Raw genomic sequence first — 24,589 nt, forward strand, 5'->3', positions numbered from 1 at the left:
CATCATTACTCATCAATTCGATTCAGCGGTATTGGGCGAATGTACCGGACAACGGTGCAGTCGACTCTCGCAAGACAATGCTAGGTGTGACGATCCGCTGGTCGGTGGCAAGGCTCGGTGTCGCGATACGCAGCAGCAGCACTTCGGCCGCCATCTCGCCGAGCTGCAGAATCGACTGCCCCACCGTTGTCAGCGCCGGGTAGACATAACGGCTCATCTGGATGTCATCGAAGCCGATGATCGACAGTTCGCTGGGCACCCGCACATTACGCTCGGCGGCGGCACGCAGCGCACCGATGCCGATCATGTCGTTGGCCGCGAAGATCGCGCTGGGCGGCCGGTGTTCAAGCAACTGGGCCGCGGCACGGTAGCCACCGGTGCTGGTGAAATCGCTTTCGAGCATGCGTTCGACAGGCAACTCGATCCCGGCCTCTTTCAGCGCACGGCAGTAACCCGCCAGGCGCATTTGCGCCACGCTGGTATCCGCCGGGCCGCCGATAAAGGCAATATCGCGATGCCCCAGCTCCAGCAGGTGCCGGGTCGCCAGGTACGCGCCGTACTCATGATCGATGCGCACCAGGTCGGCGTCGACGCCATCGAGCCCACGGTCGACGATCACCATGGGCGTGCGCACGTTGGCCAGCCCCTCGGCGAGGCCGACATCACCTCCGGCCGAGGCCACGATAAGTCCATCGATACGCTTTTCCAGCAGCACCCGCAGATAGCTGCGCTGCTTGTCCGGATTGTCATCGGAGTTGCACAGGATCACGCAATAGCCATTGCGCTCGCAGTAGTCCTCGATTCCTCGGGCCAGCTCGGCAAAGTACGGGTTGAGGCTATTGGGTACCAGCAGACCGATGGTTGCCGTGGTCTTGGCCTTGAGCGAGCGCGCCACGGCACTCGGCACGTAGTCCAACCGCTCGATCGCCGCCTCGACCTTGCGCCGCACCTCGTCACTGACCGGCCGCGTCTTGTTCACTACGTGAGAAACGGTCGTGTAGGAGATCCCCGCGAGTGCCGCCACATCCTTGATGGTTGCCATGGCTCAAGCCCGCCGACTGGCGCGCTGGCTGCGGTACGTATCGAGCACCACCGCCACCACGATTACTGCGCCGGTGATGATGCGCTTGGTCGGCTCGGTGGCACCGATCTGGGCCAGGCCAGCCGCCAGCACCGAGATAATCAACACACCAAAGAAGGTGCTGATGACCGAACCCCGGCCACCCATCAGGCTGGTCCCGCCAATGACCACGGCGGCAATCACTTGCAACTCAAGCCCTGAGCCCGCGTTCGGATCCGCCGCTTCCAGGCGCGAAATCTGGAACAACGCCGCGAGTCCGGCCAACAGCCCCATCAGGCTGAACACCAGGATCTTGTAGGGTTTCGGATTGATGCCAGCCAGGCGCACGGCTTCTTCATTGGTACCGATGCCGATCAGGTAGCGACCGAACACGGTGCGCGTCAGCACCGCCTGGGCAATGAAGATCACCAGCAAGGCAATGATGAACGACGGTGAAATACCAAAGGCGATCGGATTGGACAGCCAGGCAAAAGAGTCGCCGATATAGGCGGTGCGCGAGCCGGTCATCTGGTACGCCAGGCCACGGGCCATTTCCAGCACCCCCAGCGAAACGATGAACGACGGGATGCGCCATGCCACGGTAATCGAACCGGTGACCGTACCCGCCAAGGCCGCAACGGCCATGCCGAGCAAGGCCGACGGCCAGACGCTCCAACCCCAGCCGAGGATCGCAACACTGACGGTCGATGCCGCGAGCGCCAACACCGAGCCCACCGACAAGTCGATGCCGCCAATGATCAGGATAAACGTCATGCCGACCGCCAGTACCATCAAGTCCGGGATCTGGTTGGCGAGGGTGCTGAAAGTGTCATAGGACAGGAAATGGCTGCTCAGGACCGAGAACAGCGCGATCATGGCCAGCAAGGCACCGGCCAGGCCCAGGTAAGTCCCCAGGCCAAAGAAGTTGCCATTGGATTTGCCGATGGCAGGTGCGGTTTTCATGAGAGTTCCCTAGGCGCTGCTTCGTTGAGCAACGCATCACGTTTTTGGTAGCCGGCGAACGCGGCGGCAAGCAAATCATCCTGGGTCCAGCTGTCACGCTCGAAGGTATCGATGAGGCGGCCGGCAGACAGTACGCCGATCCGGTCACAGATCAGCATCAGTTCGCGCAAGTCACTGGACACCACGACCAACGCCTTGCCCTGGCGAGTCAACTCACCCAGCAGCGCATAAATGTCGAATTTGGCACCAACGTCGATGCCGCGGGTCGGCTCGTCGAACAACAACACCGAGCAATCGCGTTCGAGCCAGCGGCCGATCACGACTTTCTGTTGGTTGCCGCCTGACAGCTCGCAGACCAATTGAGTCGGACTGGAGCTGCGGATGCGCATGGCATCGATCTGCCGCTGCGCCAACGCCAGTTCCGCGCTGCCATTGACCAGGCCGGCGCTGGAGATTTCCGGCATGTTGCCAAGAGCGATATTCGCCGCAATGGATTGGGTCAACAACAGGCCTTCACCCTTGCGGTCCTCGGTGATCAGCGCAATGCCGTGAGCCACCGCATCGGCCGGCGAACGAATGCTGACGACCTTGGCCGGCGAACCCAGCGCCACGGTGCCGCTATCCGCCGCGTCGGCGCCGAAGATCAGCCGCAAAAGCTCGGTGCGCCCTGCCCCGATAAGCCCGGAAATGCCAAAGATTTCGCCGCTGCGAACCTCGAAGGACACATCACGAACCTTGTCGGAACGGGTCAAGCCCGCGACGGTCAGCGCCGGTGCGCCAATCTGGCGCGGGCCCAGGTCGATGTGCTCGCCCAGCTCCCGGCCGACCATCAGCGTCACCAACTGCTCGCTGTTGTAGTTGGCCATCGGCTCGACGCAGACCAGGTTGCCGTCGCGCAATACCGCAATGCGCTGGGCCACCCGCGCCAGCTCTTCAAGGCGATGGGAAATATAGATGATCGATACGCCCCGGGCCTGCAGGCGCAAGATCTGCTCGAACAGCATCTCGACTTCACGGGCCGTCAGCATGGCGGTCGGCTCGTCGAGGATCAGCACGTGGCAGTCGCCGATCAGGTTGCGGGCGATCTCGACCATCTGCTGGTGACCGATTCCCAGCTCACCGACCAACGTATCGGGGTCGATTGCATCGAGCCCGACTTGCGCCATGGCCTCGACTGCCGCCGCGCGCAATTGCTTGCGGCTGATCCAGCCGCCGTGGCTGGGCAGATTGTCGAGGAACAGGTTCTCGGCCACGGAAAGGGTCGGCAGCAGGTTGAGTTCCTGCATCACCATGCGCACGCCCAGCGATTCGGCCTGGGCCCGGCTGCCGGGACGGTAGTCCTGCCCCTGGAATTGCATCTGCCCGGTGGTCGGCGTGACCAGCCCGCCGATGATCTTGGACAAGGTACTTTTACCAGCGCCATTTTCGCCTGTCAGCGCCAGCACTTCGCCGCGCATCAAGCTCAGGCTGATATCGCTCAGTACCGGCTGCGCATAGGTCTTGCCGATGCCGCTGACGCAAAGGACAGCGTTCGGATCGCGAACGGACATAACAAACTCTCCAATGCGCCCGCCCGGACGGGCGAGCGCCGTTGTGTCGCCAGGATTACGGCTTGGTCACCAGCTCGACCGGAGTTTCGATAACGCCGTTGGTGCCGCTGTCGACTTTTTCGCCCTTGAGCATCTTCAGCGCTGTTTCGATGCCGAACACCGCCTGCTTGGCGGCGAACTGGTCGGCCGTCGCGAGAACGCGACCGTCCTTGAGCATCGGCTTGATGGCATTGATGTTGTCGTAGCCGACCACCTGCACCTTGCCCGCCTTGCCCGCCGCGCGCACGGCCGATACCGCACCGACCGCCATGCTGTCGTTACCGGCCAGCAGTGCCTTGATGTTCGGGTATTCGCTGAGCATCGACGCGGCAACCTGGTTGCCTTTGTTGATTTCCCAGTCGCCGGATTGCAGGGAAACGACCTTCACCTGGGCCGCTTCCATCGCATCCTTGAAGCCTGCGGTACGCGCCTGGGCGTTGGTGGTGGTCGACACGCCTTCGATAATGCCCACTTCGTCACCGGCCTTGAGCTGCTTGGCCAGGTACTCACCGACCAGACGAGCGCCCTTGCGGTTGTCCGGGCCTACGAACGGCACAGTGATGTTCTTGCTCTTGACCACTGCCGGATCGAGTTGGTTATCGATGTTGATCACGGTGATGCCGGCGTCGACGGCTTTCTTGATCACCGGCACCATGGCCTTGGAGTCGGCGGGCGCAATAATCAACGCATCGACCTTGGATACGATCATCTGCTCGACGATGCGAATCTGGTTCGCGGTGTCGGTTTCATCCTTGATCCCGTTGGAGATCAGCTCGAAATCGGCGGAGTGTTCCTTCTGGTATGCCTTGGCACCGTCTTCCATGGTCAGGAAGAACTCGTTGGCCAGGGATTTCATGACCAAGGCGACCTTGGGTTTTTCAGGGGTCTGGGCGAGCGCCGAGGAGAAAGGCAGCGCTGCGGATGCGGCCGCGAGCATGGCGACGGCGAGAAGGCGTCCAGCGAATGGCAGCTTCATGGGTTCACTCCGATTTTATGATTATTGTGAGCAAAATCGTCGCACGACAACCGCGCAAACGTTTGCGTGGAATGAACTATGGTAAAGCATCGCGGTTTTGTCAACGTCCCGGTTGGGGCCGGAACGTCGGGCGTCAGGCGGTGGTATTGACCAGCGCCCCGGAACTGGACTCCTTCGCCAATTCTTTGATCAGGCTGCCGGTCACCTGCTGCAGCGCGCCGGTGGTATCGGCGATCTGCCCCTGAATAGCCATGATAGCGGTAGTTTTGGCTTCAGGCGTCGAATACGCGCGCGCCTGCGCAGCAGCCAATTGTTGCTGTTGTTCACGCAGTTGTTGCTGAAGTTCCTGCATACGCTTGAGCAGCATTTGTGTCGCGACGCTTTGGGTGCTGGCGCTTTTTTCGGTCTTGCTTTCGGCTTCGGTAGCCAGGTTCGCGCGGACTTTGCCAGGCTCTTCAGTTTCGCCAAGGGCCTTGTCGGCGGCATCGGCGCTCGCCTCGCTCAAAGCTTTCAACGTGCTCGCGGACTTGCCGCCAATGGTGAGAGCTGCGGCATTTGGGAAGCCGATTGAAAAGGACATGTGTCGCTCCATGAATGAATTCCTACAAGGAAGATCGTCCGCAGGGGCATTTTCTTTAGCGCGACAAACAAATCTCTTTCCTTCAGACAACTCCTCTTCGGGTAACCGAACGATAAACGCGCTGAATATTCGGAAACCCGTCCACCGGCTTTTTACGCAGGCGCCTCGTCCAATACGCATCGTTATAAATATCAGGTGCTTAAGAGCAGTTCACACGCTATGGCCGCGCTGGTACGGATCATGCTCTGGCAGTTGGGCTCCCGGCATTCAGGTCTGCCGAAGCATCTAGAAATCCATCATGACTAGAGAGAAGAATAATGACATCTGCCTTAAAGACTTTCGTTCCGGGCGCCTTGGCCCTTCTGCTGTTACTGCCCAACGCCGTCCAGGCGAAAGAAACCCAGACTGAGCAAAAGCTCGCCAATGTCGTCATCCTCGCCACTGGCGGTACCATTGCCGGCGCCGGTGCCAGCTCGGCCAACAGCGCCACGTATCAGGCAGCCAAGGTCGGCATTGAAAAACTGATCGCTGGCGTACCGGAGCTCAGCCAGCTGGCCAATGTCCGCGGCGAACAAGTAATGCAAATCGCCTCGGAAAGCATTACCAACGAAAACCTGCTGCAACTGGGTCGGCGCGTAGCCGAACTGGCCGACAGCGAGGACGTCGATGGCATTGTCATCACCCATGGCACCGACACACTGGAAGAAACCGCGTACTTCCTGAACCTGGTGGAAAAAACTGACAAACCGATTATCGTCGTCGGTTCGATGCGTCCCGGCACGGCAATGTCGGCGGACGGCATGCTCAATCTCTACAATGCCGTGGCCGTCGCCAGCAGCAAGGAGGCCCGCGGCAAGGGTGTCCTGGTGACGATGAACGATGAAATCCAGTCGGGCCGCGATGTCAGCAAAATGATCAACATCAAGACTGAAGCCTTCAAGAGCCCTTGGGGTCCACTCGGCATGGTGGTGGAAGGCAAGTCCTACTGGTTCCGCCTGCCCGCCAAACGTCACACCATGGACTCGGAATTCGACATCAAGACCATCAAGAGTCTGCCGGACGTGGAAATCGCCTATTCCTACGGCAACGTCAGCGACACGGCCTACAAGGCCCTGGCTCAATCCGGCGCCAAGGCGATCATTCACGCCGGCACCGGCAACGGTTCGGTGTCTTCGCGCGTAGTGCCTTCCCTGCAGGCCCTGCGCAAGGACGGCGTGCAGATCATTCGTTCGTCCCACGTCAATGCCGGTGGGTTCGTACTGCGCAACGCCGAACAACCTGACGACAAGTACGACTGGGTCGTGGCTCACGACCTGAACCCTCAGAAGGCGCGCATCTTGGCGATGGTCGCCCTGACCAAGACCCAGGACAGCAAGGAATTGCAGCGGATGTTCTGGGAATATTGATCATCCCCCGCCCGACCGATTCCGGTCGGGCCTCTCTTCGCCACCTGATTCCTACGAGCAGGTGGCACCTGCTCCCACTTGGCTCACTAAAAAAATGTAGTTCTCCTACACCAAAATCCGAAAAGTGCTGTCAGACGATTTTCTTGAATTTTAAGCAGTTGCGTAAATGCCTACAGTTAAATACTGTACGCACGTACAGCTTAATAAGGATCATCCTGTGGCCACGCCCTCCGCTGCAACTACTCCCTTGGATTCCTATACACGCCTCGGCTTGCGGGTCTCGAAAATCATCAATTCGCCTACCGCACAAAAAGCCAAGGCCGCGCTGATCTTCCGCCTTCCCGACGAGCCGGTAGATGAATGGGAACGCTTGCTGGAAGAAATCGACGAGAACGACAACGTCACCCTCGCCTACCGCGACGACGGTGGTGTGCAGGTTTTCTGGGTTGTGCCGAAGGAAGATTGAGCCCGATGAGTGTTCGCTGTTTTGCTTTATTGCTCATGTTCGTCGCCGTGGGCGCACATGCCGGAGCTCCCCGCACTTTCAACGAAGCGAAGAAAGTCGCCTGGAAACTTTATGCGCCACAATCCACCGAGTTTTATTGTGGCTGCAAATACACCGGTAACCGCGTGAACCTCTCGGCTTGCGGTTATGTACCGCGTAAAAACGCGAAGCGCGCCGCACGCATCGAGTGGGAGCACATCGTCCCGGCCTGGCAGATCGGCCATCAACGCCAATGCTGGCAACAGGGCGGACGCAAGCATTGCACCCGCTACGACCCGGTCTATCAACGGGCCGAGGCTGATCTTCACAACCTGGTTCCAAGCATCGGCGAGGTCAATGGCGATCGCAGCAACTTCAGCTTTGGCTGGCTGCCGGTGCAAAAAGGCCAATATGGCTCATGCCTGACCCAGGTGGATTTCAAGGCCAAGAAGGTCATGCCCCGCCCTTCGATTCGAGGGATGATTGCCAGGACGTATTTCTACATGAGTAAACAGTACGGCCTACGCCTCTCCAAACAGGATCGGCGGCTGTACGAAGCCTGGGACAAGACCTATCCCGTGCAGGCCTGGGAACGCCAGCGCAACCAGAGCGTGGCGTGTGTCATGGGACGCGGGAATGAGTTTGTCGGCCCGGTGGATATGAAAACCTGCGGTTGACCAAGCCACCAGTCAAAAGGCCCCGGACGCCATGCATCCGGGGCCTTTTGTTTATCCGCCTGGTTATTGTGCTGGCGGAAAATCCACAACCAAGGCCTCGATGTTGCGCTTCTTCGCGCGCACCAAGGCGGCAGTGACTTGCTCCTGCTTCGCTTCGGCTTCAGCCTTGGAGCTGAACGGTCCAACCAGGACCCGGTCCTTGCCATCCTCCCTGACGACCGTGGACATGAAGCTATGCTCGATCAACCATCCGGTGAGGTCGCTCACGGCCTGGGGGGTTTCGCCTCGAACCTCGACAGCCCACTGCGGCGCGGCAGCGGCTGACGGGGTGGAGGTTGCCGCCGGTTTCGGCTTGGGGGCTTCGACGTCGCGCCCCTCTCCACATCCCGCCAGCGCCAATACCGCGATTACCCAAGCCAATTTACGCACAACGATTCCCCCGGAAGACATGAAGAGGGGATTTTAGCACCCACACTCGCCAATAACGCCCCAAACAGTGCGCAAAACACGAGAATCCTGTCCGGCGTCTCTGTATAGTCGCACCCTGGGAATTAATGCTGTATCTGCACGTCAGAAAGAGGCACCCACATTGTGACACTTAGCACTAATCTATAAGCAGTACCGACATCTGCACTGTCTGAATCAGGTGCCCTATAAAGCAATCAAGGAGAACACCATGCTGATACTCACCCGCAAAGTCGGTGAAAGCATAAACATTGGTGACGACATCACGATCACCATTCTGGGCGTAAGTGGCCAACAAGTCCGGATCGGCATCAACGCCCCGAAAGACGTGGCGGTGCATCGCGAGGAAATTTATCAGCGCATCCAGGCCGGCCTCACCGCCCCTGACAAGCCGCAAACGCCCTGAGCCTTGCCGCAGTCCGCAGCCAGCCCGTTTGCATCGCCGCAATGGCTGGCTAAAGATTCAGGCCGACCGAGCCTCACCCTGCCCATTCCCGCCCGTGATACCCGTTCACCTTGAAAACCGATACTACTGGCATGCCTCACAGCATGGCTGTCAGACGTTTCGTTTTAATGGCGATGAAGCAGGCGTTTGTGCCGGTCAGCCCAAGCTCACGCCACGGGCCATCCCCGTGGCCGCCACGACCATCAAGACCAGCAGCAGCGCTTCCAGGTGGCTGATCCGTGCAAAGCGGCCTGCCCTGGACGGATCGATCGCCGCCCCCTTGCCCAGCGCTATCCGCCATTTGATCAAGGTGATCACCGGCGCGATCTCAAGCAACAGGATCAACACAAACAAAGTCATCTTCAGGTGAAACAGCGGTTGATGCAGGTAATAGTCCGAGCCTTTTTCGTACCCGCCGAACGCACGCATCCCACCCGTCACCAGCAGCACCAACGCTGACAACCCCCACACATTATCCGCTACCAGGACATTTCGAACCGCGTCCACGCCATCTGCCAGGCGTCGCAGCGCCGTTCCACGCGTCAGCACTGCCCAGAACCCGAGAGCGAGCGCCAACAGATGAATTGCTGCGAGAGACCAATGAGCAAGCATGGGCGTTTCCTGCCAGAGAGAATGTCGAATCGACCAGACAGTACTAGCTTATAAAGCGCTGTTTTCCAGCGTTGGAAGCAAAAAAGATGGGAGCGAACTGGCTCGCTCCCATCTTCTTATTGCGTAGGGGATCAGTCCGCCAATCGCCAGGTCGTCCCGCCCTTCCCGTCTTCCAGCACCACGCCCATAGCGGTGAGCTGGTCGCGGATGCGGTCGGATTCGGCCCAGTCCTTGTTCGTCCGCGCAGCCAGGCGTGCCTGGATCAGCGCCTCGACTTCGGCGGCGTCGACGCGGCCTTCGGCACCGGCCTGGAGGAAATCGTCGGCTTCGAGCTGCAACACACCGAGTACGCTGGCCAATTCCTTCAGACGCGCTGCGAGGCCCGCCGCCGCGTCGAGATCGCTCTCGCGCAGGCGATTGATCTCACGCACCATTTCGAACAGCACTGCGCACGCTTCCGGCGTGCCGAAGTCGTCGTTCATCACTTCGGTAAACCGCGCCACGAACGCTTCGCCACCAGCAGGCGCCACCGCGGGCAAGCCCTTCAACGCATGATAGAAACGCTCCAGGGCGCCCTTGGCGTCCTTGAGGTTGTCTTCCGAGTAGTTGATTGCGCTGCGATAGTGGCTGGACACCAGCAGGTAACGCACGACTTCCGGGTGGTACTTGTCGAGCACGTCGCGGATGGTAAAGAAGTTGTTCAAGGACTTGGACATCTTCTCGCCATTGATCCGGATCATGCCGCAATGCATCCACGCGTTGGCGTAGGTCTTGCCAGTCGCTGCTTCACTCTGGGCAATCTCGTTTTCGTGGTGCGGGAATTCCAGGTCGCTGCCGCCGCCATGAATGTCGAAGGTCTCGCCCAGGCAGCAGGTGGACATCACCGAGCATTCGATGTGCCAGCCCGGACGCCCGGCGCCCCACGGCGAATCCCAGCTTGGCTCGCCCGGCTTGGCGCCCTTCCACAGCACGAAGTCCAGCGGGTCTTCCTTCGACTCATCGACTTCGATCCGCGCGCCGATGCGCAGGTCTTCGATCTTCTTGCGCGACAACTTGCCATAGCCCATGAACTTGGCGACGCGGTAGTACACGTCGCCATTACCCGGTGCATAGGCATAACCCTTGTCGATCAGGGTCTGGATCATCGCCAGCATGCCCGGAATGTGATCCGTGGCCCGCGGTTCCAGGTCCGGCTTGAGGATATTGAGGCGCGCCTCGTCCTCGTGCATGGCCTTGATCATGCGCTCGGTCAGCGCATCGTAAGGCTCGCCGTTTTCACGAGCACGGTTGATGATCTTGTCTTCGATGTCGGTGATGTTGCGTACGTAGGTCAGGTCATAACCACTGAAACGCAACCAGCGGGTCACCAGGTCGAAGGCGACCATGCTGCGACCGTGGCCGATGTGGCAGTAGTCGTAGACGGTCATGCCGCAAACGTACATGCGGACCTTGTTGCCATCCAGCGGCTTGAAGACTTCTTTGCTCTTGGTGAGCGTGTTGTAGATCGTAAGCACAGGGTTTCCCTTAAGACTTGATCACTGACCCCAGGAGTCGCGCAAGGTCACGGTACGGTTGAACACCGGAGCACCGGGTTTCGAGTCCTTGATATCCGCGCAGAAGTAACCTTCGCGCTCGAACTGGAAACGGTCTTCCGGCAGTGCGTTGCCCAACGACGGCTCGGCACGACAACCTGTGAGGACTTGCAGGGAGTCAGGGTTGATGTTGTCCAGGAAACTGGCGCTGTCCTCGGCCTTCTCCGGGTTCGGCGAACGGAACAGGCGATCGTAAAGGCGCACTTCGCATTCGACGCTGGCGGCAGCCGGCACCCAGTGGATCACGCCCTTGACCTTGCGACCTTCCGGGTTCTTGCCCAGGGTTTCAGGATCGTACGAGCAGCGCAGCTCGACGATGTTGCCGTCGGCGTCCTTGATGGCCTCGTCGGCGCGGATCACGTAGCTGCCGCGCAGGCGCACTTCGCCAGCAGGCTCCAGGCGCTTGTAGCCTTTCGGCGGCTCTTCCATGAAGTCTTCACGGTCGATGTAGATTTCCCGGGCGAACGGCAGGACGCGCACGCCCATGTCTTCTTTCGGGTGGCACGGCAGTTCGAGGTTCTCGACCTGGTCTTCCGGGTAATTGGTGATGAAGACTTTCAGCGGTCGCAGCACGCACATGGCGCGCGGGGCGCTGTGGTCCAGGTCGTCACGGATGCTGAACTCAAGCATGCCGAAATCCACCACGCCGTCGGAACGGTTGGTGCCGATCATCTCGCAGAAATTGCGGATCGACTTCGGCGTGTAGCCACGACGGCGGAAACCCGACAGTGTCGACATGCGTGGATCGTCCCAGCCGCTGACGTGCTTTTCGTCCACCAACTGCTTGAGCTTGCGCTTGCTGGTGATGGTGTAGTTCAGGTTCAGGCGGCTGAATTCGTATTGGCGCGGATTGGCCGGCACCGGCAGCTTCTCCAGGAACCACTCGTACAGGGGCCGATGGCTTTCAAATTCCAGGGTGCAGATCGAATGGGTGATGCCTTCGATGGCGTCCGACTGACCGTGGGTGAAGTCATAGTTCGGGTAGATGCACCATTTGTCACCGGTCTGGTGGTGATGGGCATGGCGGATGCGGTACATGATCGGGTCGCGCAGGTTCATGTTCGGCGAAGCCATGTCGATCTTGGCGCGCAGCACACGGGCGCCGTCTGTGAACTCGCCAGCGCGCATGCGGGCGAACAGGTCCAGGTTCTCTTCCACGCTGCGATCACGGAACGGGCTGTTCTTGCCCGGTTCGGTCAGGCTGCCGCGATATTCCTTGGCCTGCTCCGGCGTCAGGTCGCACACGTAGGCGTCGCCGGACTTGATCAGCTCGACCGCCCAATCGTGCAACTGGTCAAAATACTGCGAGGCGTAGCGCACTTCGCCGGCCCATTGGAAACCCAGCCACTGGACGTCGCTCTTGATCGCGTCGATATATTCCTGGTCTTCCTTGGCCGGGTTGGTGTCGTCGAAGCGCAGGTGCGTGACGCCGCCAAATTCCTCGGCCAGGCCGAAGTTCACGCAGATGGATTTGGCATGGCCGATGTGCAGGTAGCCGTTGGGCTCCGGCGGGAAGCGAGTGACGATCTGCGTGTGCTTACCCGAATCCAGGTCCGCCTGGACGATCGGGCGCAGGAAGTTGACCGGCACGGCCGGGCCGGTCTTGGAATTCGAGGTAGGGTCGACAGTGGGCTTGCTCATAGGATCCTTGAACGTACAAGTGCGCGGCCGGGTGCGGCCTGATAAATCAAAGCCCGTATCATAGCCGATGCTGTCAAGCACCTGACAGGCCAGGCCGGCAAAGGATTGAATTTAATCGACGGCCAGATGAAAAACAGCCTCGAAATTCGTGCCCGGCACGCTAAACTGCCCAACCTGGCCGATTGCAGCCAGACCGGTTGCGGGCGTTTGCGCCCCGAACCCACGAATTCCTTGAAAGAGTACCGACCATGAGCAAAGTCAAACTGACCACCAACTTCGGCGACATCATTCTGCAACTGAACGCCGAGAAAGCGCCGCTGACCGTGGCCAACTTCATCGAATACGTCAACGCCGGCCACTACGAAAACACCGTGTTCCACCGCGTCATCGGCAACTTCATGATCCAGGGCGGCGGTTTCGAGCCAGGCATGAAGGAAAAGAAAGACAAGCGCCCGAGCATCCAGAACGAAGCCGACAACGGCCTGCCGAACAAAAAGTACAGTGTTGCCATGGCCCGTACCATGGAGCCGCATTCGGCCTCCGCGCAGTTCTTCATCAACGTCGCCGACAACAGCTTCCTGAACCACAGCGGCAAGACCGTACAGGGCTGGGGCTACGCAGTATTCGGTGAAGTGATCGAAGGCACCGACGTGGTCGACAAGATCAAAGGCGTATCCACCACTTCCAAGGCCGGCCACCAGGACGTCCCGGCAGAAGACGTGATCATCGAGAAAGCCGAGATCGTTGAGTGATCCTACTGATTTCAGATTTGCATCTGGAAGAGGAGCGCCCGGACATCACCCGGGCGTTTCTGGATCTACTCGCCACACGCGCCCGCTCGGCGCAAGCGTTGTACATTCTGGGCGATTTTTTTGAAGCCTGGATCGGCGACGATGCCATGACGCCGTTCCAGCGTTCCATCTGCCAGGCCCTGCGCGAATTGAGCGACAGCGGCACGGCCATTTTCCTGATGCACGGCAACCGTGACTTCATGCTCGGACAGGCTTTCTGCAAAGCGGCCGGCTGCACCCTGCTCAAGGACCCGAGTGTCGTGCAGTTCAACGGCGAGTCGGTGTTGTTGATGCATGGCGACAGCCTCTGCACCCGTGACGTCGGCTATATGAAGCTGCGGCGCTGGCTGCGCAGCCCGCTTACGCTGTTCATCCTGCGTCACCTGCCACTGGGCAGCCGCCAGAAACTGGCGCGCAAGTTGCGCAGCGAAAGCCGCACGCAAACACGCATGAAAGCCAACGACATCGTCGACGTCACGCCCGAAGAGGTCCCGCGGATCATGCAGCAATACGGCGTGAAGACGTTGATCCACGGCCACACCCACCGCCCCGCCATCCACAAGCTGCAACTGGGCGAACAGGCCGCCCGGCGCATCGTATTGGGAGATTGGGACAAGCAAGGCTGGGCGTTGCAGGTCGATGAACAAGGGTTCGCGTTGGCGCCGTTCGGTTTTGCCCCGCCGCCACAACTGCCGGCACCTGACCCAATCCCCAGTCACACCCCCAGCCACAAGTAGTCCCTTGCGGGGCCGTCCATTCAGTTTCAATGGCCGCTGGCGGCAGGCCCGGCCTTCGCCGCGAACGGCGGCTTCGCCAGCCACACCAGCAGGATCAACCCCATGAACGCCCACCCCAGCAGCGTGAAGTAATCCACGGTGGAGAGCATGTACGCCTGGCTGTTGAGGATCTGCTCGAGTTGGGCGTAGACCGGCGTGCTCGCCCCGCCGAGCTGGTTGATCGTCTCGCGCGTAGCCGGCTCGAAGGTACTGATGCTTTCGCTCAGGTAGGCATGGTGCTGGTCGGCCCGGCGAATCCAGATCCAAGTCGTCAGCGACGCGGCGAAACTGCCACCGAGGGTCCGCAGGAATGTCGCCAGTCCCGCGCCATCGGCAATCTGGTGGGGCGGCAGGTCCGACATGAGGATGCTCAGGGTCGGCATGAAGAACAACGCCACACCGATGCCCATGAACAACTGCACCAAGGCGATGTGCTGGAAATCCACTTCGTTGGTGAACCCGGCGCGCATGAAGCAACTCAGGCCAATCGCCAGGAACGCCAGCCCGGCCAACAGCCGCAGGTCAAACTTGTGCGCATACTTGCCGACAAAGGGCGACATCAGGACCGGCAGGATGCCGATTGGCGCCACCGCCAGGCCGGCCCAGGTGGCGGTATAGCCCATCTGGGTCTGCAACCATTGCGGCAGGATCAGGTTGATGCCGAAGAAACCGGCGTAACCACCCACCAGCACGATGGTGCCGATACGAAAATTGCGATAAGCGAACAGCCGCAGATTCACCACCGGATGGCGGTCGGTCATTTCCCAGATGACAAACACAGCCAGGGCGATGACCGAAATCAGCGCGCCAACAATGATGAAATTCGACTCGAACCAATCCAGGTCGTTGCCCTTGTCGAGGATTACCTGCAATGCACCGACACCGATGATCAACGTCATCAAGCCGACATAGTCCATCGGCTGGCGACTGGTCACCACCGGCCGCGCCTTGAGCTGCTGGCGCACCACCAGCACCGCGAAAATCCCGATAGGCACGTTAATGAAGAAAATCCACGGCCAGCTGTAACTGTCGGTGATCCAACCACCAAGGATCGGCCCGGCAATCGGCGCGACTACCGTGACCATCGCCAGCAGCGCCAGGGCCATGCCACGCCTGGCCGGCGGGTACACGGCAATCAGCAAGGTCTGGGTCATCGGATACAAGGGGCCGGCTACCAGCCCCTGGACCACGCGAAAGCCGATCAACTCGGGCATCGAGGTAGAGATTCCGCACAGGAACGAGGCGAGGACGAACAGCATCGTCGCCCACAAAAACAGTTTCACCTCGCCGAACCGGCGGCTCAGCCAGCCCGTGAGCGGCAGCGCAATGGCGTTGCTTACCGCGAACGAAGTAATGACCCAAGTGCCCTGCTCCGAACTGACGCCCAGGTTTCCGGAAATGGTCGGCAAGGCGACGTTGGCGATGGTCGTGTCGAGCACTTGCATGAACGTCGCCAGCGACAACCCGATGGTGCTGAGCAACAGGCTGGGCGGCGTGAAGGACGCGTTATTGCTCATTGCGAAAATCCTATGAAACGGAGGTAGTGAAACCGAAGCAAGCCCGCCAGGACCGCGACGCTATCCTTACGGCCTGCGACAAACACGTGGCGAGGGCGCTTGCTCCCGCTGGGTCGCGAAGCGGCCCCAACATCGGTAGAACGCGTAGCATCAGACACACCGCACCCGCCGGTTTACGACTGCTTCGCAGCCGAGCGGGAGCAAGCTCCCTCGCCACAGGGTTGCGCAGCGCTGTGTTAGCGCTGCGCGGTCTTGCTCGCCGCGGCGCTGTTTTCGTGGATCAGGCGCGTGATCATCGCGTCGGCATCAGCCAGCTGTCGGTCATAGACCTGGGTGCTGAACGAAGCTTTCTGCGGCGGCTGCTGGGCCAATACCGGGCCGCTCTGGTCGTGCAAGTTGACGTTGACCAGCGTCGACAGACCGACCCGCAGCGGATGCTTGGCCAGCTCCTCGGCATTGATATGAATGCGCACCGGCACCCGTTGGACGATCTTGATCCAGTTACCGGTGGCGTTCTGCGCCGGCAACAGGGCAAACGCACTGCCGGTCCCGGCGCCAAGACTGTCGACCGTGCCGCTGAACTTCACATCACTGCCGTAGAGGTCGGCTTCGATGTCCACCGGCTGGCCGATGCGCATGTCGCGCAGTTGGGTTTCCTTGAAGTTGGCGTCGATCCACAACTGATCCAGCGGGATCACCGCCATCAACGCCGTGCCCGGTTGCACCCGTTGGCCCAGTTGCACGGTGCGCTTGGCGACATAACCGGTCACCGGTGCGATCAAGGTACTACGGGCATTGGTCAGGAAAGCCTGGCGCAATTGCGCGGCGGCGGCTTGCACGTCGGGATGGGACGACACCACGGTATCGTCCACCAGGGCGCTGGTGGTCTTGAGTTGTTGCCGGGCATTGGCCAGGGCGTTCTGCGCCGAGGTCAGGTCGTCCCGGGCGTGGGACAGTTCTTCCTGGGAGATCGCCCCGCCGGCCGCCAGGTTCCGGCGCCGGTTGTAGTTCTCCTGGGCCTTCTGCACTTCGGCCTCTTGCGCATGCACCTGCGCCTTCATGCCATCGACGTTGCTGTACAAGCCGCGCACTTGGCGCACGGTGCGGGCGAGGTTGGCCTGGGCACTTTGCAGCCCGACTTCGGCATCGTTCGGATCGAATTGCACCAACACCTGGCCCTCACGCACCAGGTCACCGTCATCGGCGCCAATGCTCACCACCGTGCCAGTGATTTGGGGGGTGATTTCCACGACGTTGCCGTTGACGTAGGCATCGTCGGTGCTTTCGTTCCAGCGCCCATACAATTCGTGCCAAGCCCAGACACCTACGCCGGCGAGAATGACAATCAGGGCCAGGCCCAGCAGCATCACCTTGCGCTTGCGCGGGTTGCCGCTGTCCTGTTGAGTTTCTTGAGTAGTTTCGGCAGTTGCCATGACAAGTACCTCGAATCAGTGGGTCGGCGCGGTGGTGGCCGGTGTGGCCGAGGCCACGGTTTGGGTCTCGAAACCACCGCCCAGGGCCTGCATCAGTTGGATCGACAAATCGATCTGCTCGGCATTGAGGGTCGCCAGTTGGCGCTGGGCCTGGAGCAATTGCTGCTCGATGCTCAACACGTCCAGGTAATTGCCGATGCCTGAGCCGTAGCGCTGGACCACGGTGTCGTAAGAGTTCTGGGCGATGTCGACGGCATGTTGCTGGGCACCGATCTGTCGCCCGATATCGCGCAACTGGTTGATGGTGTCGCTGACATCGCCGAGAGCCGACACCAGGCTCTTGTTGTATTGCGCCACCGCGAGGTCGTAGTCGGCGTCCCGGGCATCGAGGTCCGCTCGCAGGCGTCCGCCGTCAAAAATCGGCAGCGACACGGTCGGCGCCACGTTGAAAAAACGGCTGGCCGAGCCGAACATCGCGTCGCCCAGCAACGATTGCACACCCGCCGCCGCGCTCAGGTTGAGGTTGGGGTAGAAGTTGGTCTTGCCGGCCTCGATGTTCTTGCTTGCCGCCTCGACCCGCCAGCGCGCCGCGATCAGGTCCGGACGGCGGCCCAGCAACTCGGCCGGCAGGTTCGACGGCAAGGCCACCGCACTGGCTTGCAGGACGTTGGGCCGGGCGATTTCGTTGCCGCGATCAGGCCCTTTGCCCAGCAACACGGCCAAGGCGATTTTCGCGCTTTGCAGGCGTTTTTCCGCGTCGATCAATGTTGCGTCAGCGCTGGCTTCCAGGCTTTCGGTCTGCTGGAACTGGTATTCGCTGTCGATCCCGGCGCTCAGACGACGCTTGCCCAGGTCGAGCATCTGCCGCGTGCGCTTGAGGTCTTCGTTGGCCAAGTCATAAATGATGTGGGCCTGGCCCAAGTCGCTGTAGGCACGGGCCACGTCGGCGGCCAGGGTCAGTTGCGCGGCCTGGCGGTCGATTTCGGCGGCGCGGGCCTGGCCGAGGGCAGCTTCCCAGGCAGACCGCTGGCCGCCCCAGAGATCGAAGTCGTAATTGAAATCCACGCTCAGCGAACGCAGGGTGCTGTAGGCCCCGCCCTGCCCTTGCGGATCTTGGTCACGGGCCAGGCGCGAACGGCTGACACTGCCGCTGGCATCCAGGGTCGGCATGCGCGCGGCGTTGGCGGCATAAGCGGCGGCGCTGGCCTGGTGGGCCCGAGCGCTGGCGATCTGCATGTCCGGGCTGTCGCGCAGTGCTTCACGGATCAGGCCGTCGAGTTGTGGGTCGCCGAGGCTTTTCCACCAATCGTTTTTCGGCCACGAGGCCGGCGACAAAGTGACGCCCGTCAGCGATTGGCCGGCCTGGAGGCTCTTGGCCTCAAGGCTCACCCCTTCGGTTTTCAGGCCGCTGTAGCTGGCGCAACCGGCGAGGCTCATGGCCAGCAGCACCAGGCCCAAGCGAGCACGCAAGGTATGACGTTTCATTTTTCCCCCAATCGCAGGACGGTGATGGGATCACCGGCGGCGAGCAGTATTTTCTTGAGGATGTCTTCGAGGGTTTGCAGCTCCTCGCGGCTGATGGCGCAGGCCAATTGATTCATGGCGTCGGCACCGATAAACGGCAGGCGATCGGCGAGGGCCTGGCCGGCGTCGGTCAACACCAGCCGGACTTGGCGACGATCCTCTGCCGAGCGCTGCCGGACCAGGAAGCCCTTCTGCTCCAGGCGATCGAGCATCCGGGTCATCGAGCCACTGTCCAACGACAGGTACCGGCACAGCTCGACCGGCGTATCGATGCCGTGCTGGGCCATGATGATCAACACCTTGAACTGCGCGGCGGTGATGCCGACGGGCTCCATGTGGGTGTCGATGATCCGGTCCTTGAGCAACGCGGCGCGACCGAGGAGCATGCCGAGATGGCAATTGTGGAATTCGTCTGGGGTGAAATGCTTCATCTGGATACCGTTATTTGAAGACGGTTAGCTGCCTAGGCAGTGAATGTATGTCGAGATATTACTGCTTAGGCAGCAAATGTCAAACAAATAGTTAGCTACCTATACATAGCCCCACGAACGCGAACGCATCCGTGGTAGCGAGCACCTCAGGAAATTCTTGCGGGAAGGCTTCAGAAATCGCGTTTGTAGAAGATATCCAGCGAACTGGCGACGCCGCTGGCGGCCTCGAGGTAGACCTTCTTGCTCAGCTTGTAGCGCAGGGCAATCGTATTGGCAGGTTCAAACACCCCGACGCCGTAGCGCAGGCTGAGTTTTTCCGACAGGTTGCCACTGGCGACCACGCTGGTTTCGTTGCCGCTGCCTTGGGTGTCGAGTTGGAAATCCTCGATCCCAAGGTTGTTCGCCAGGCTGGTGGTCACGCCGGAGCTGCCCATCAAGCCCAGGCCCAACGCCGCCTGGGCAAGCATGTTGTTGTCCTCGCCCGTGGTGCTCAAGGGTCGGCCCAGTACCAGATAGGACAGCGCTTGCTCCTGGCTCATGGCCGGCTCCGAGAAGATCTGCGTGGTCGGCTGCTCGGCGCTGCCGCTCAAGCGAATGCCGGCAATCACGTCATCGGTCTGGCGAATCGCCTCGATGTCAAGGTAGGGCTGGTCGATCGGTCCGGCGAACAACAAGCGCGCCCGGCGCACCGTCAACCGTTGCCCATAGGCTCGATAGCGACCGTCGTTGAGCCAGAGTTCGCCACGGGTGTCCATGTTGTCGCCGATGTGCACCTGGCCCTTTACGTTGGCTGTCAGGCCGAAGCCCGAGAAGGCGAGCTTTTCCTGGCCGACGATCACGTCGATGTCCATCGCCATGGCGATCGGTGCCTTGCCCTCTTCGGTCTGGCGGCCGACGATAATCGTGTCATCCGAGACCTTGACGGTGGATGGCGGCAGTTCGCGGATGGTGATGTCGCCCTTGGGCACCAAGACCTTGCCGGCAATCGAAAGTCGCTCGCCTTGCATCGTGATGTTCAGGTCCGGCGCCACATCGAGCACCGCGTAAGGTTCGACGGTGACCGGCAGTTGCGAGCCCTTGAGGGCCAGGTCCATGGACAAGGCTTCGCCCCAGCCAATAGTGCCCGTCAAGCTGCCCTGCCCGCTCTTGCCACTTTTCCAGCCGCCGTCGAGCCTGACCGTTTCGCCGGCGATCATCGCGCGCAGTTGCAGGGCTTCGAGGCTGATCGGCAGTTCCGGGCCGGACACTTCGCCGTCGCTGAGCAGCAAACTGCCGTTGACCTGCGGTGCGAGCAATCCGCCAGATAGGGTGCCGCTGCCGTTCAGGTGACCGGTCAGGGTTTCCACCATCGGCACGAATGGCCGGGCGACCGACAGATCCAGGCCGCTCAGTCGAAACGAACCGCTCAAGGGTTTATTGGCCGGCAACGGGTTGATCCGCGCCTGGAGCGTCAATTCGCCGAGCCTCGCCCCGGCAAAAACCAGGTCCGTATCGATGCGCGTGGGAGTCAGGCGACTGTTCAGCGTCAGGGTCTGGTACGGGAAATCCAGCCACTGTTCTTTGTCTCGAATCCGTAAGGTACCGCCACTGGCATCTACCAGGACGCGACCGTTCGGGCCGCTGGCCGGCAGGTCCAGTTGCAGATCGGCGTTGAGCCGCCCTTGCCAGGCAAAGTCCTTGGGTAGCCACTGGGCCAGGCTTTCGATCGGGAACTGCTTGAGGTGATAGCGCAGCTTCGGCTCCGGCATCAGCCGCTGGTCTTCGCCACACAAGCTGGCCTGGCCGGAACGCCAGCAATGGGCGCCGAAGTTCAGCGTTCCGTTGGCCAAACGTTCCAGCTTGGCCGGAGCCTGCAAGCGCCAGGCTTGGCCGCCCGCCTGTATGTCGCCACTGGACAGGCGTCCACGCCAGTTGCCTTGGTCGAGCGCGCCATCCAGGGCCAAGGTGGTTTCAAGCTGCGGCCCTTGTAGATCCAGGTTGAGTTTTTGCTGTTTGATGTCGCCTTGTCCGCTGACCGTCAAGACCCCCAGCGACGTTTCACCGGCCCGAATGCCGCTGGCCTTGAGATCGACTTTGCCCCGCTGGGTGTTGTCGAGCGTCGCGTCCACCTTCAGGTTTTGCAGATGATTGTCCTGGAATGCCAGTTGGGTGCCTTGTACGCCGAGCTTGCCTTGCGGGGCCTTGAGGGTCCCCGCCAAGTCGAGACGCCCCATGACCTGGCCGCGCAATCGCGGCCAGAGTTGGGCCAGCCGCGAGAGTTTGATATCGATCTGGCCGGTCAGTTTCTGTTCCAGGTTGGCGCTGCCGTTGATGCGGTTATCGCCCAGGCGGATATCCAGCGCACTGAGCTTCCATTGTTCGCCGGCCCCTGCCGCCGTGGCCTGGAACAGCGCCGGTTGGCCGCGCAGCTTTCCCTTCAGGTCCAGGTTGGCGTCCAGGCTGAGGGCATCGTCTTTGATCGAGCCCTGGCTGCGTAGAGGTCCGGCCAAGGTGCCAGGCAGCTCCGCGAGCCAATACGCCGGATTGAAGGATGACAATTGCAACGCGGCGTCCCAGGCGATGCCGTCGGCAAACTGCAGGTTCAGATGCCCTTCGGCTTTGCCCTGCCCCGCGTCGAGCTCGAGCTGCGGCAAATGGATTTGCGCCAGGTTGCCGCTGAACGGACTGCTCAGGTTGAACGCCCCGGCGGGCCCGTCCAGCGCTGCCTGGAAATTGCCCAGGTATTGGCCGTCGGTGTAGGAAACTTCACCGTTGAAACGACGCAACGTGACTTGCGGCTCGTCGATCAGCGGATAGAGGCGATGCCAGGGGAAATCCAGCCAGGCGACTTTCGCATCGGCGCTCAGGCCTTCGCGCCAATCCAATTGCCCGGAGAGCTTGACGCTTTGCTGGTCGCCGGCGTCGAGATCGAGACCGGCAATCTGCGCGCCGTTGGCGTCCACCTTGCCTTGCAGCAGCAATGCCACCGGCCCCTTCTCGGCAGATAGGGTTGCCTTGCCGAATAGTTGGTAGCCCTTTTTCAGATCGCCTTCGCCGGTCAGCTCCAACTGATTGAGCACCAGCGTATCCGGCAGCTCGGCGCTGGCCTTGAACCCGTCGGCGGTGATGCGCACCTTCGCCGGCAGGTTGTCCGCCAGTGGTTGCAGTTCGCCGGCCAGATGGCCTTGCAGATAGCCAAGGCTGTCGGCGCTGAGGTCGAGGGTCTTGAGCAGATCGCCATTGACTTTCAGCTCCAGCGACCACGGCGCCGCGCCCGGTGCCGGCAGGTTCAACCGGCCAGCAGCGCTCAACGGCCAATCACCGCGCGGTTGCAACAGGCCGGACAGATTCAGGCTCAGTTCGTCACGCTGCAATTGCAGCGAATCGATCTGCAAGCCCTCGGCGGTCCAATGAGCCGCCAGTTTCAGGCCCTTGAGCTGTTCGCTGCCGTTGAACGTCACACTGCCAATCTGCACGTCGCCCAGCTCGATCGCCAACGGCAAGTCCAGGTCCGGCAAGCTGATCGGACCTGCGCTCGGCTCATCGGCGGAGGCCGGCAATTGCAAGGCAATCCGCTCGGCCTTGAGTTGTTCGATACACAACGTCATGCGCAGCAGGCACAACGGCGACCAGGCCAAAACCGGCCGATCCAGCTCTACCCAGCTGGCGTCCTGCTGCCACAGTACATGGTCGGCGCTCCACTGCCCGCCCAGTCGCCCCTGGAAATTCTCCACCGTCAGCCCCGGTACGAGGCCGATAGCCCAACGACTGCCGAACGCCGTGCCGAGCAGGATGCCCACGGCCAGTACGACCGTCGCGAGCAACCCGGCGAGTGCCAGCAGCGTTATCTTCAACCCACGCTTCACAGCTCAGGCCCCATGGAAAAGTGCAATCGAATGCCGCCGTCGTCGTCCAGCGCATGGGCCAGGTCGAGGCGGATCGGGCCGACCGGTGACACCCAGCGCACGCCAATGCCCACGCCGGTCTTGAGGCTGGGCAGATCGAGACTGTTAAAAGAGTTGCCCTGGTCGACAAACGTTGCCACCCGCCATTTTTCCGCAACGGAATACTGATACTCGAGGCTGCCCGCCACCATGTAGCGGCCACCGATGCGGTCACCCTCGGAGTTTTCCGGCGACAGGCTCTGGTAGTCGTAGCCCCGCACGCTCTGATCGCCACCGGCGAAAAAGCGCAGCGACGGCGGAATGGACTTGTAGCCATTGGTGGCGCTGCCGCCGATCTGGGCCCGCGCCAGCAGGCGGTGCTTGTCGAACACGGTGGTCAGGCCCTTGACCATGGCGGTGCCATACAAAAGGTTATTGTCCGAGCCCAGCCCTTCCTTGGCGACCTTGGTGTCGAATTGCAGGCGGTAGCCGTTATGGGGGTCGATGCGGTTATCACTGCGCAGGTACGAATAGCTGACGCCTGGCATCAGCAGCGTGCTCAGGCCCGAATCGTCGCCAAGGCGATATTCCTCGCGCTGCCACTTGAGCGACACCACCCGCTGCCAACCGCTGGGCAACTTGCTGTGCCATTCCGGCCCCACGGTCAGTAATTTGCTGAGGGTGTCGGTGCCGGACAATTCTTCATACTGATAGCCACCGGCGTAGCGCAGCTTGTCGGTCAGCGGCGGGTCCAGCGGCACGTCATACCACAGCCCGACATTCTGCCGGGGCGCCGACACTTCCGCTTCCCAGCCGTAGCTGTGGCCCTGGGGATTGACCCAGTGCCGCGTCCAGTTGGCCTTGGCCCGAGGGCCGACGTCGGTGGAAAAGCCCAGGCCGAGCCCCATGGTCCGCGGCTTGCGAGTCTCGAGCTTGACCGCCACCGGGATCACATTGTCGGTGGCGGCGGTGGGCGCCGCGTCCACGCGCACGCCCTCGAAATAACCGCTCGATTGCAGCGCCTGGTTGAGTTCGGCAATGAGTTCGGAATCGTACGGCGCGCCGGCCTTGAACGGTACCATGCGCCGCAGCAGGTCTTCATCGAACGGCGTGTCGCCCTCGAAGCTGACCGGGCCGAGGGCATAACGCGGGCCGCTGTCATAGATCAGTTCGATATCGGCGACGCCGGCTTGTGGGTCCACGCGCAATGCCTGGCTGACGAATCGCCCACTGAAAAAACCATACCGCGAAGCCTGGTTCTGGATCGTCCGCTTGGCGTCTTCATAGCGTCCGTGATTGAGCACCGCGCCCGACTTGAGGCCTGCGTTGTCGGGCACGCGAAAAGCCTTGAGGGACGCCGCCGGGCCGTCGATGCGGATCGTGACGTTGCGCAGATGCACCGGTTCGCCGGGGTCGATGGTGAGGATCAGGCGCGGGGCCTTGCCAGCCTGCACTTCGCTGTCGATTTGCGGTTGGTAGTAGCCCAGCGCCTGGGCCGCTTTGCGCGCCTGCTCCTCGGCGCCGCGACTGAAACGCAGCAATGCATCTTCGTCACGATCGCCCAGGCCACCGATATAACCTTCTATGTTGGCCTTGAGTGCGTCATTGGACGGTTTGACCCGTACGTCCAATTCACTTTGGGCCAGCGTCGCGCAGCTGAGTGACAGCAAGAGCGCGCCACTGGTCATTCGTCCTGGGAAATTCATGGCGCGGATGCTAACACGAGGTGGGGAGCCTGATAGAGCCGGACGATTCCCAAAAGTT

General features: G+C 61.2%; 21 protein-coding genes. 6 read left to right on the forward strand and 15 right to left on the reverse strand.

Annotated features, from left to right (window positions below):
- Positions 1-22: 22 nt before the first annotated feature.
- The 5 genes from HU806_RS01575 to HU806_RS01595 all read right to left on the reverse strand — a co-directional run bounded on the left by HU806_RS01575 (position 23) and on the right by HU806_RS01595 (position 5,168).
- Complete coding sequence (locus HU806_RS01575) at positions 23-1,042, reverse strand: LacI family DNA-binding transcriptional regulator (protein WP_186609440.1); 1,020 nt, start codon at positions 1,040-1,042, stop codon at positions 23-25.
- 3 nt (positions 1,043-1,045) lie between these two features.
- On the reverse strand, positions 1,046-2,023 hold the full coding sequence (locus HU806_RS01580) for an ABC transporter permease (RefSeq protein WP_186609441.1): 978 nt from the start codon (positions 2,021-2,023) through the stop codon (positions 1,046-1,048).
- Positions 2,020-3,573 (reverse strand): sugar ABC transporter ATP-binding protein, encoded by a 1,554-nt coding sequence (locus HU806_RS01585; RefSeq protein WP_186609442.1) that lies wholly within the window; start codon positions 3,571-3,573, stop codon positions 2,020-2,022. Before HU806_RS01585 ends, HU806_RS01580 begins: the two co-directional genes overlap by 4 nt.
- Positions 3,574-3,628: 55 nt before the next feature.
- On the reverse strand, positions 3,629-4,588 hold the full coding sequence (locus tag HU806_RS01590; protein WP_186609443.1) for a sugar ABC transporter substrate-binding protein: 960 nt from the start codon (positions 4,586-4,588) through the stop codon (positions 3,629-3,631).
- Positions 4,589-4,721: 133 nt separating this feature from the next.
- On the reverse strand, positions 4,722-5,168 hold the full coding sequence (locus HU806_RS01595; protein WP_186609627.1) for a hypothetical protein: 447 nt from the start codon (positions 5,166-5,168) through the stop codon (positions 4,722-4,724).
- A gap of 317 nt (positions 5,169-5,485) precedes the next feature.
- On the opposite strand from HU806_RS01595, the gene HU806_RS01600 reads away from it, so the two are divergent.
- The 3 genes from HU806_RS01600 to HU806_RS01610 all read left to right on the forward strand — a co-directional run bounded on the left by HU806_RS01600 (position 5,486) and on the right by HU806_RS01610 (position 7,735).
- On the forward strand, positions 5,486-6,574 hold the full coding sequence (locus HU806_RS01600; protein ID WP_186609444.1) for an asparaginase: 1,089 nt from the start codon (positions 5,486-5,488) through the stop codon (positions 6,572-6,574).
- A gap of 166 nt (positions 6,575-6,740) precedes the next feature.
- On the forward strand, positions 6,741-7,040 hold the full coding sequence (locus HU806_RS01605; protein ID WP_186609445.1) for a DUF1654 domain-containing protein: 300 nt from the start codon (positions 6,741-6,743) through the stop codon (positions 7,038-7,040).
- Between the two features lie 5 nt (positions 7,041-7,045).
- Entirely contained in the window at positions 7,046-7,735 is a 690-nt protein-coding gene (locus tag HU806_RS01610) for an endonuclease (protein ID WP_186609449.1), read from the forward strand.
- Between the two features lie 63 nt (positions 7,736-7,798).
- Here HU806_RS01610 and HU806_RS01615 read toward each other — a convergent pair whose 3' ends face one another.
- The gene (locus tag HU806_RS01615) at positions 7,799-8,164 is read right to left on the reverse strand and encodes an SPOR domain-containing protein (protein WP_186609450.1); all 366 of its coding nucleotides are present in this window, start codon (positions 8,162-8,164) and stop codon (positions 7,799-7,801) included.
- Between the two features lie 247 nt (positions 8,165-8,411).
- Here HU806_RS01615 and csrA point away from each other — a divergent pair, with 247 nt between their 5' ends.
- The gene (gene csrA, locus HU806_RS01620) at positions 8,412-8,606 is read left to right on the forward strand and encodes a carbon storage regulator CsrA (protein ID WP_007938114.1); all 195 of its coding nucleotides are present in this window, start codon (positions 8,412-8,414) and stop codon (positions 8,604-8,606) included.
- 195 nt (positions 8,607-8,801) lie between these two features.
- On the opposite strand, the gene HU806_RS01625 is transcribed toward csrA, so the two are convergent.
- The 3 genes from HU806_RS01625 to HU806_RS01635 all read right to left on the reverse strand — a co-directional run bounded on the left by HU806_RS01625 (position 8,802) and on the right by HU806_RS01635 (position 12,490).
- Entirely contained in the window at positions 8,802-9,257 is a 456-nt protein-coding gene (locus HU806_RS01625; RefSeq protein ID WP_186609456.1) for a DUF2214 family protein, read from the reverse strand.
- 131 nt (positions 9,258-9,388) lie between these two features.
- Positions 9,389-10,771 carry a cysteine--tRNA ligase gene (cysS, locus tag HU806_RS01630; RefSeq protein WP_186609458.1) on the reverse strand — a complete coding sequence of 461 codons (1,383 nt, stop codon included), beginning with the start codon at positions 10,769-10,771 and terminating at the stop codon, positions 9,389-9,391.
- Positions 10,772-10,792: 21 nt separating this feature from the next.
- Positions 10,793-12,490, reverse strand: coding sequence for a glutamine--tRNA ligase/YqeY domain fusion protein (locus HU806_RS01635; protein WP_186609460.1), 1,698 nt, complete (start codon positions 12,488-12,490; stop codon positions 10,793-10,795).
- Between the two features lie 248 nt (positions 12,491-12,738).
- Between HU806_RS01635 and HU806_RS01640 the strand changes: the two genes are divergently transcribed.
- Positions 12,739-13,242, forward strand: coding sequence for a peptidylprolyl isomerase (locus HU806_RS01640; RefSeq protein ID WP_186609462.1), 504 nt, complete (start codon positions 12,739-12,741; stop codon positions 13,240-13,242).
- Positions 13,239-14,018, forward strand: coding sequence for a UDP-2,3-diacylglucosamine diphosphatase (locus HU806_RS01645; RefSeq protein ID WP_186609464.1), 780 nt, complete (start codon positions 13,239-13,241; stop codon positions 14,016-14,018). Before HU806_RS01640 ends, HU806_RS01645 begins: the two co-directional genes overlap by 4 nt.
- 26 nt (positions 14,019-14,044) lie before the next feature.
- Here the strand turns inward: HU806_RS01645 and HU806_RS01650 are convergent, their stop codons facing one another.
- The 6 genes from HU806_RS01650 to HU806_RS01675 all read right to left on the reverse strand — a co-directional run bounded on the left by HU806_RS01650 (position 14,045) and on the right by HU806_RS01675 (position 24,531).
- Positions 14,045-15,574: a DHA2 family efflux MFS transporter permease subunit gene (locus HU806_RS01650; RefSeq protein ID WP_186609465.1), complete on the reverse strand. Its 1,530-nt coding sequence runs from the start codon at positions 15,572-15,574 to the stop codon at positions 14,045-14,047.
- A gap of 236 nt (positions 15,575-15,810) precedes the next feature.
- Positions 15,811-17,007, reverse strand: coding sequence for a TolC family protein (locus HU806_RS01655; protein ID WP_186609466.1), 1,197 nt, complete (start codon positions 17,005-17,007; stop codon positions 15,811-15,813).
- Positions 17,008-17,022: 15 nt separating this feature from the next.
- The gene (locus HU806_RS01660; RefSeq protein WP_186609467.1) at positions 17,023-18,492 is read right to left on the reverse strand and encodes an efflux transporter outer membrane subunit; all 1,470 of its coding nucleotides are present in this window, start codon (positions 18,490-18,492) and stop codon (positions 17,023-17,025) included.
- On the reverse strand, positions 18,489-18,962 hold the full coding sequence (locus HU806_RS01665) for a MarR family winged helix-turn-helix transcriptional regulator (RefSeq protein WP_186609469.1): 474 nt from the start codon (positions 18,960-18,962) through the stop codon (positions 18,489-18,491). Before HU806_RS01665 ends, HU806_RS01660 begins: the two co-directional genes overlap by 4 nt.
- Before the next feature lie 170 nt (positions 18,963-19,132).
- Positions 19,133-22,807, reverse strand: a complete 3,675-nt coding sequence (locus tag HU806_RS01670; protein WP_186609471.1) for a translocation/assembly module TamB domain-containing protein — start codon at positions 22,805-22,807, stop codon at positions 19,133-19,135.
- On the reverse strand, positions 22,804-24,531 hold the full coding sequence (locus HU806_RS01675; RefSeq protein WP_186609473.1) for an autotransporter assembly complex protein TamA: 1,728 nt from the start codon (positions 24,529-24,531) through the stop codon (positions 22,804-22,806). The genes HU806_RS01670 and HU806_RS01675 overlap by 4 nt, the downstream gene beginning before the upstream one ends.
- Positions 24,532-24,589 lie beyond the last annotated feature (58 nt).

It is taken from the genome of Pseudomonas sp. SWRI154 (assembly GCF_014268645.1).
Classification (GTDB): domain Bacteria; phylum Pseudomonadota; class Gammaproteobacteria; order Pseudomonadales; family Pseudomonadaceae; genus Aquipseudomonas; species Aquipseudomonas marvdashtae.